Annotated in this window: 6 protein-coding genes; 2 read left to right on the plus strand and 4 right to left on the minus strand. The window is 75.2% G+C overall.

Annotated features, from left to right (window positions below; genetic code table 11):
- Positions 1–26: 26 nt before the first annotated feature.
- Positions 27–1112, minus strand: a complete 1086-nt coding sequence (locus CBZ_RS04345; protein WP_130780371.1) for a lytic polysaccharide monooxygenase — start codon at positions 1110–1112, stop codon at positions 27–29.
- Positions 1113–1351: 239 nt separating this feature from the next.
- Here CBZ_RS04345 and CBZ_RS04350 point away from each other — a divergent pair, with 239 nt between their 5' ends.
- Complete coding sequence (locus CBZ_RS04350; protein WP_130780372.1) at positions 1352–2173, plus strand: patatin-like phospholipase family protein; 822 nt, start codon at positions 1352–1354, stop codon at positions 2171–2173.
- Positions 2170–3237 carry a 1-acyl-sn-glycerol-3-phosphate acyltransferase gene (locus CBZ_RS04355; RefSeq protein WP_130780373.1) on the plus strand — a complete coding sequence of 356 codons (1068 nt, stop codon included), beginning with the start codon at positions 2170–2172 and terminating at the stop codon, positions 3235–3237. Before CBZ_RS04350 ends, CBZ_RS04355 begins: the two co-directional genes overlap by 4 nt.
- Here CBZ_RS04355 and CBZ_RS04360 read toward each other — a convergent pair.
- The 3 genes from CBZ_RS04360 to CBZ_RS20720 form a co-directional block, all read right to left on the minus strand.
- A complete protein-coding gene (locus tag CBZ_RS04360) occupies positions 3216–4538 on the minus strand; it encodes a class I SAM-dependent methyltransferase (protein ID WP_130780374.1) in 1323 nt (440 codons plus the stop codon). The two genes, CBZ_RS04355 and CBZ_RS04360, sit on opposite strands and share 22 nt — an antisense overlap.
- Complete coding sequence (locus CBZ_RS04365; protein ID WP_130780375.1) at positions 4535–5140, minus strand: TetR/AcrR family transcriptional regulator; 606 nt, start codon at positions 5138–5140, stop codon at positions 4535–4537. The genes CBZ_RS04360 and CBZ_RS04365 overlap by 4 nt, the downstream gene beginning before the upstream one ends.
- Before the next feature lie 135 nt (positions 5141–5275).
- On the minus strand, positions 5276–7160 hold a 1885-nt coding region (locus CBZ_RS20720; RefSeq protein WP_165446643.1), incomplete at its 5' end, for a hypothetical protein.

Below are 7160 nucleotides of genomic sequence, written 5' to 3' on the forward strand. Positions count from 1 at the left end.
CTCGGCGCGTGCGGTGAGCGGTGGCGTCAGTGCGTGCCGCAGGAGACGGCGGTGACGCCGCTCCCGTTGCCCGTGCCGATGAAGCCGGCGGTGGCGGTGCCGCCCGCGGGCAGCTTCGAGTTCCAGTCCACGCTGGTGAGCGTGTTGGCGGCGGAGAGCGTGCTGCTCCACGCCTGCTGGACGGTGGTGCCGCCGATCGCGGTGTGCCAGCCCGTGATGGCGCTGGCGCCGGCGGTCACGACGACCTCACCGACGAAGCCGGACCCCCACTGGTTGACGACCTTGACGGTCGCGGTGCAGCCCCCGGTGCCGTGCGTGGGCGTCGGGGTCGGGGTGGGCGTGACGGTCGGCGTCGGCGTCGGCGTCGGGGTCGGCGTCGGCGTGACGGTGGGCGTCGGCGTGGGCGTCGGCGTCACCGTGGGGGTCGGCGTCGGGGTGGGCGTGCTGGTCCCGCCGCCGATGTTGATGTCGGAGCACAGGTAGTACGGCTGGTCGAGGTGGCTGGCCTGCCAGATCGTGAACAGCACCGCACGGCCCGAGCGACCGGTCAGGTCGACGTCGGTCTCGTAGAGCCCGGTCGTCGGGTAGCGGCCGGTCTCCTGGACGAGCGTGATGTCGTCCCAGCCGAGCGCCTCCTTGGTCGGGTCGAAGCCCGGCTTGGAGACGTAGATGCGCAGGTAGTCGGCGCCGTGCTTGGCGCCGTCGGTGAGCGTGAGGTGGAACTTCGCGGGGACGCTCTTCGCGGTCCACGGGCCCGGGTTGTCGAGCGCGTCGTACCGCGGCGAGAACGTGCGCCCGCCGGAGCAGAGCTGCCCGTCGGGGATGACGGCCTCGTGCTGGCCGCCGACGTTCTCCCGGTACAGGCCGTTCCAGTTCCACATGCCGTTCGGGTCGGCCTTGAAGGCCTGCCAGCACATCGGGTCGAGCTGTTCCATCTGCGGGTTGAGGTGGTCGGAGCCCCAGCGCTCCCAGCAGCCGTAGTTGCGGGTGGGTGGGTCGGTGACGGACCCGTGGGCGGAGGCGGGTGCGGACGCGACGACGGCGGCGCCGAACGCCACCGCCACGGCCGCCAGGGCGGCGAAGAGCGTGCGCGGACGTGCACGGACGGTCATGCGGTTCTCCTTTCGGTGCGGGACGGCCCCCGTGAGCGCGTCCCGGCACCGGCCTCGCTGCCGTCACGCCGAGGTCGCGTCCCCCTGGGCCTCCACCCTGGGCAGGCGCGCGCGCGAGGGCCACCTCGTGAAGCGATTAGCCCCGGTGTTTCGACACGGTCGACGGGCCCGGTGACCGGCCGAGGCGTCCCGGCGACGCCCGTCGGGCCGTCCGTCGTGCGCTGTGCCACGATCCGCTCATGACGGTCGGGTTCGTGCTGGGCGGCGGCGGGGTGCGGGGCGCCGTGCAGGTCGGCATGCTCCAGGCGCTGTTCGAGGCGGGTGTGCGGCCGGACACGGTCGTCGGGACGTCGATCGGGGCGATCAACGGTGCGGCGGTCGCGGCCGACCCGACGGCGTCGGTCGTCGACCGGCTGGTGCAGGCGTGGGCGTCGCCCGAGGCGGCGGCGGTCTACGGCGACTCGTGGCCGAAGCAGCTGCGGCGCCTGGCGCGGTCCCGCACGCACCTCAACGACCCGGGGCCGCTACGCGCGCTGCTCGAGGACATGCTCGGCGCGGACCGGACGTTCGAGGAGCTCATGGTGCCGCTCGCGGTGGCGGCGGCGAGCATCGAGCGGACGGCCGAGCGCTGGTTCGACACAGGGCCGCTCGTCCCTGCGGTGCTCGCGTCGTCGTCGGTGCCGGGGATCCTGCCGCCGACCCGGATCGGGGACGAGCACTTCGTCGACGGCGGCATCGTCAACTCCATCCCGCTCGGCGAGGCCGTGGAGCGCGGCGCGACGACGGTGTACGTGCTGCAGGTCGGGCGGATCGAGGAGGCGGTCGTGGCGCCGGAGAAGCCCAGCCAGGTGGCGAAGGTCAGCTTCGAGATCGCGCGGCGGCACCGGTTCACGCGGGAGATCGAGCGGGTGCCGCCCGGCGTCGCGGTGCACGTCCTGCCGAGCGGCGGCCCGGCGCCGGGCGACGAGAAGCTCGGCTCGTACAGGCGCATGGACGTCACCCGGCGGCGCATCGACGCGGCGTACGCGGCGACGCGCGACTACCTGGCGGCGCGGTCATGAGCTGGCGGCTGCCGCCGCGGTGGGTGCGGCGCGTGGTGCTCGCCCCGGCGATCGTGCTGCTCGCGGTCCTGCTGGTGCCGACGAGCCTCATGCTGGTCCTGCTCGTGCTCGGCGCGGTGACGTGGGCGCTGCCGGGGCGGCTGCGGATCTCCCGCGCGCTGTGGATGGCGAGCTTCTACGTGCTGTGGGACGCCGCGTGCCTGGTCGCGCTGCTCGGGCTGTGGATCGGGTCGGGGTTCGGCTGGGCGATCCACCGGCCGGCGTTCGAGCGCGCGCACTACCGGCTCGCGCGCCGCATGCTGCAGGTGCTGTTCTGGCAGGTCCGGTGGACGCTGCGGCTGCACATCGACATCGTCGACGCCGACCTCGGGACGGTCCTCACGGGTCGCCCGGTGGTCGTCGCGAGCCGGCACGCGGGACCCGGCGACTCGTTCATCCTCGTGCACGCCCTGCTCAACTGGTTCGACCGCGAGCCGCGGATCGTCCTCAAGGACACCCTGCAGTGGGACCCCGCGATCGACGTCCTGCTCAACCGCCTGCCCACGCAGTTCGTCACGCCCCGCAAGCAGCGCCGGGCGGGCGCCCCGAGCCAGGCGTCCGCGGTGGGCGACCTCGCCGAGGGGCTGGGTCCGCGAGGTGCGCTGCTGATCTTCCCGGAGGGCGGCAACTTCACGCCCCGGCGGCGGCGGGCCCGGATCGACGCGCTGCGACGCGACGGCCGCGCCGAGCTCGCGGTGCAGGCGGAGCAGATGACGAACGTCATGGCGCCGCACGCGGGCGGCGTGCTGTCCGCGCTCGACGAGGCGCCCGAGGCGGGCGTCGTGTTCGTCGGGCACACCGGGCTGGACCGGCTCGTCACCGTGCACGACATCTGGCGCGAGCTGCCGATGGACAAGCGGATCGTCATGAAGGGGTGGAGCGTCGCCCCCGAGGACGTGCCGCGGGACCGGGACGACGCCGAGGAGTGGCTGTTCGCGTCGTGGCGGCGCATCGACGAGTGGATCGAGGCGAACGAGCCGCCCGCGACGTCGGACGAGGCGCGTCAGGCGGCGTCGAGCACGTAGACGCGCGGGTGGTGGCCCTTGGCGTAGACGCGCAGCGTCTGCCGCAGGGTCCACAGGTCGGCGGCCTCCCGCAGGCACCGCTCCATGACCTTGACCTCGTGCGTGACGACGACGCACCGCGCCCCGGGTGCCGCGGCCGCGCGGGCGGCCCGCAGGACCCCGGCGTGCACCTCGGCGGCCTGGGCGTGCGCGCCGTGCAGGCCGCCCCACGGTGGGTCGACGAGCACGACGTCGAACCCGCCGGGACGCGCGAGGTCGTGACTTCCGGTCGAGATCGGTACCTCCAGGTCACGATCTCGGGCGGAAGGCACGATCTCGGCGGGGAGGGGGAGGAGGGCGTCGGCCTGGACGAGCGTCGCCCGGGTGCGGGCGGCCGCGAGGTTGGCGCGGGCCGCGTCGAGGGCGGCGGGGGAGTCGTCGACGCCGACGGCCGCCGCCGCCGGGCCGACGAGCAGGCGCTCGACCAGGAGCGTGCCCGAGCCGCACATGAGGTTGAGCACCCGGTCGTCGTCGCGGACCCCGGCCAGGCGGACGATCGCGGCCGCGATCGTCGCGTTGAGCGCGCCGGGGTAGTCGGCGACGCGCCACGTGCGCGCGGACAGCGGCCGCGGGCCGACCCGGACGAGCACGTCCCACCCGGGGTCGGGGACGGTCGTCGCGCGTCCGCCGTGGGCCGTCGAACCGGCAGGGGCGCCGCGGCGCACGCGCAGGACGAGCTCGCCGTGCTCGGGGTCGTGCAGCAGGCCGGTCGCGTCGTGGAGCAGCGACGCGAGCCGCTGGAACACCGCGGAGTCGGCACCCGCCGCCTCGAACCGGAACGACGACGACCCGGCGACGCGCAGCGACGCGTACACGGCGTCGACGATGCGGGCCAGGTGGTCGCCGCTCGTCAGCGAGCGCGGCCGGGGGACGTCGAAGTGCAGGACGACGTACGCGGCGACCGCGGTGCGCAGCCGCTGGACGTCGGCGAGGGGGCCGTCGAGCCGGACGGCGAGCGCGTCGTCGCGGCCCGCGACGTCGACGGGTGCCCGGCGTGGGGCGAGGGTCGTGACGACCTCGTCGTGCAGGACGTCGCGCAGGCCGGCGAGGAAGGTGAGCTCGACGAGCGTCGTGGTGGCGGGACGGCCGCTCTGCTGGCGCGTGTCGGCGGTGCGGGTCCCGCGCGCGCCGCTCCTGCCGCTCTGCCCGCCGGACTGCCCGCCGGTGCCGCGCCGGCGCTGCTCGGCCGCGGTCCCGCGCCGCCGGTCCTTGCCGGAGCGGTCGTGCCCGCGAGGGCCGGGACGTCCTGCGCCGCGGCTCACGCGGGGACGGGCGCGAGCGCGCCGACGGCACGCAGCACGAACGTCTCGGTCTGCTCGACGGCCCGCTCGCGCTCGGGTCCGCGCTCGGGCACGCCGCGCCCGGACAGGCACGCGTTGACGAGCGGGACGGTGGTGTCGAGGTCCTGCTCGGGGAAGACGCCGGCGTCGATGCCCGCGGCGAGGATGCCGCGCAGGATCTGCTCGACGAGCACGACGTGCTCGCGGACGCGCTGCTGGGCGCCGCGGGACAGCACGGAGCGGAGCTCGGGCCCGGGGGCGACGTGGTAGACGCGGGTCAGCGAGGCCTGCTGGCGGACGTAGGTGCGCAGCTGCTCGACGGGGTCGTCGATGTCGTCGAGCGAGCGCTGCAGGGACGCCGTGTACTGCTCGGTCTCGTGGGTGATGAAGCCGAGGAGCAGCGACTCCTTGTCGGGGAAGTGGTTGTAGACGGCGGTGCGTCCGACCCCGGCGGCCTGGGCGATCTCGGCGAGCGTGATGGCGTCGAAGCCGCGCTCGGCCATGAGGGCGGACAGCGCTGCGAAGAGCTTGCTGCGCGTCTGCTCGCGGTGCTCGTGCAGCGACCCGCCGATGATCTTGGGCATGGTGACATGGTCGCACGTTGTGTCAGAAAAGCCGACCGGGGGTCCGCCCCCTGGTCACGTGGCGGTCGTCACCGTGCCCGCCGCACCCGGACATCAGCCCGCCCGACCCGGACGTCGGCCCGCCGTACCCGGACGTCAGCCCGACGCACGCGGCCGCGCCAGCACCCCGCCGATGAACCCCAGCACCGCACCCGTGAGGATGACCGGCACGCCCGTCGTCACGACCGGCGCCCCCACGACCGTCGACTCCACGACGAGCGCCCCGACCGCGAGCAGCGCGATGAGGATCGCCGACCCGCGGATCAGGCGCCCGCCCGACCCGTTGAGCCCCAGCAGCATGACCAGCGCGAGCACCGCCACGAGCACCGTCGACCCGATCGCCGCCGCCAGCCCGATCGCCACCTCGTCGCCGTCCGACGCCCGCTGCACCAGCAGCTCGAAGTCGACGACCCGGCCGCCCAGCCACGGCACGAGGGTCCCGAGGATCACCGCGATCGCGCCGAGCCACACGAACCACCGCTTCGCGACGGGCCGCCAGTCCCGCGCGGTCTGCGTGAGCGTCGCCTGTGCCTCGACGGACCTCGAGCCGTCGCTCGCGACGACCTTGACCGACCGCTGCGCCGTCGTCCCGCCCGCGGGCAGCGGTGCGTCGACCGTGAGCTGGACGCGGCCGACCTGGCCCGCGGGCACCGCGACCTGCGGGTGCGAGAACGTCAGGCGCGCCCGCCCGGAGTCGTCCGCCGCGGACAGGCTGACCTGCAGCGTCGACGCGCCCGCCCGGTTGTCGACGTCGACCGCGTACGTGCCCTGGCGGCCCTGCGTCGTGAGGTTCGCGGGCTGCACCAGCAGGCGGGCCGTCGTGATGGGCGCCGCGGGCGCGGTGACGTCGAGCATCCCCGTCGCCTCGACCTCGCGCTCGCCGTCGGTCACGACCACCGAGAACGGGCGCGACGCGGCGGTGCCGGGCGCCGGGGCGCTCGTGCGGACCAGCGCGTGCACCCGCATCGCCTTGCCGCCGGGCACGACGAACCGCGAGTGCCCGAACGAGAACGCCACCAGCCGCTGCGGGTCGCGCCCCGCGACCTCCACGCCGAGCCCGTCGTCCGCCGCGCGGTTGTCCACGATGACGTCGAACGCCGCCGTCTCCGTGCCGACCACGTGCAGGTGGCTCGGGTCGAGCCTGACCGTGAACGGCTCCGGCTCCTCCTCGGGCGACGTCCGCTGCACCACCGTGACCGTCGCGGACACCGGACCGTCCGGGTCCTCGCCCGTGACCGTGAGCTGCCGGGTGACGTCACGGCCCGCCTCGGGGGCAGGTGCGGTGAACCGGACCCGCACGTCGACCGCCTCGCCCGCGGGCACGTCGACCGACGGCGGCACGACGTCGGCGCGCACGACGTCCTCGGCGTCCTGCACGACCAGCGGGTAGTGGCGGGGGTGGTTCGCGGCCCGGTTGTCGAGCGTGACCGTGAACGACCCCGCGGTCTCGTCGGTGAGCTGCAGCAGGTGCGGCCGCGCGGTCATCGTCGGCGGCGGGCCGTACGGCGGGACGGTGAGGTGCACGGTGACCTTCGCGGCCTTCGTCGGGTCGAGCGACGAGCGCACCAGCACCGGCACCTCCAGCGTCTGCGCGACGACCAGGACCTCGGGCCGGGCCGCGAGCGTCACCGTCACGGCACGTCCCTCGCCGGGCATGAGGTTCGCGTCGTCGTGCGTGACGACCAGCCAGGGCGGCGGCGCGACCGCGTGCACGACCATCCCGTCGACCACCGGGGAGGCGTTCTTCAGCGACAGCGTGAACGAGCCGGGCGCGTCGGGGCCGACGACGACCGCCGCGTGGTCCGGGGACACGACCGGGACCTCCGCGCGCTCCTCGGGGCGCAGGTCCGACCCGGGTGCCGTCCCCGTCGCCGTCCCGGTGCCCGCGCCCGCGGCGCCGAACCCCGGGGTGCCGAGCGGAGACCCGCCGGCGTGCGCGGTCGTCGTGCCGGCCGCGGCCGGGCCGGACGCGGGCGCGCCC

The sequence above is a fragment of the Cellulomonas biazotea genome (genome assembly GCF_004306155.1).
In the GTDB taxonomy this organism is placed as follows: domain Bacteria; phylum Actinomycetota; class Actinomycetes; order Actinomycetales; family Cellulomonadaceae; genus Cellulomonas; species Cellulomonas biazotea.

Excerpts from the sequence above, each read along its gene's own strand:
- CBZ_RS04345 (WP_130780371.1), bottom strand. The coding sequence starts at position 1,112 with ATGACCGTCCGTGCACGTCCGCGCACGCTCTTCGCCGCCCTGGCGGCC.
- CBZ_RS04350 (WP_130780372.1), top strand. The coding sequence starts at position 1,352 with ATGACGGTCGGGTTCGTGCTGGGCGGCGGCGGGGTGCGGGGCGCCGTG.
- CBZ_RS04355 (WP_130780373.1), top strand. The coding sequence starts at position 2,170 with ATGAGCTGGCGGCTGCCGCCGCGGTGGGTGCGGCGCGTGGTGCTCGCC.
- CBZ_RS04365 (WP_130780375.1), bottom strand. The coding sequence starts at position 5,140 with ATGCCCAAGATCATCGGCGGGTCGCTGCACGAGCACCGCGAGCAGACG.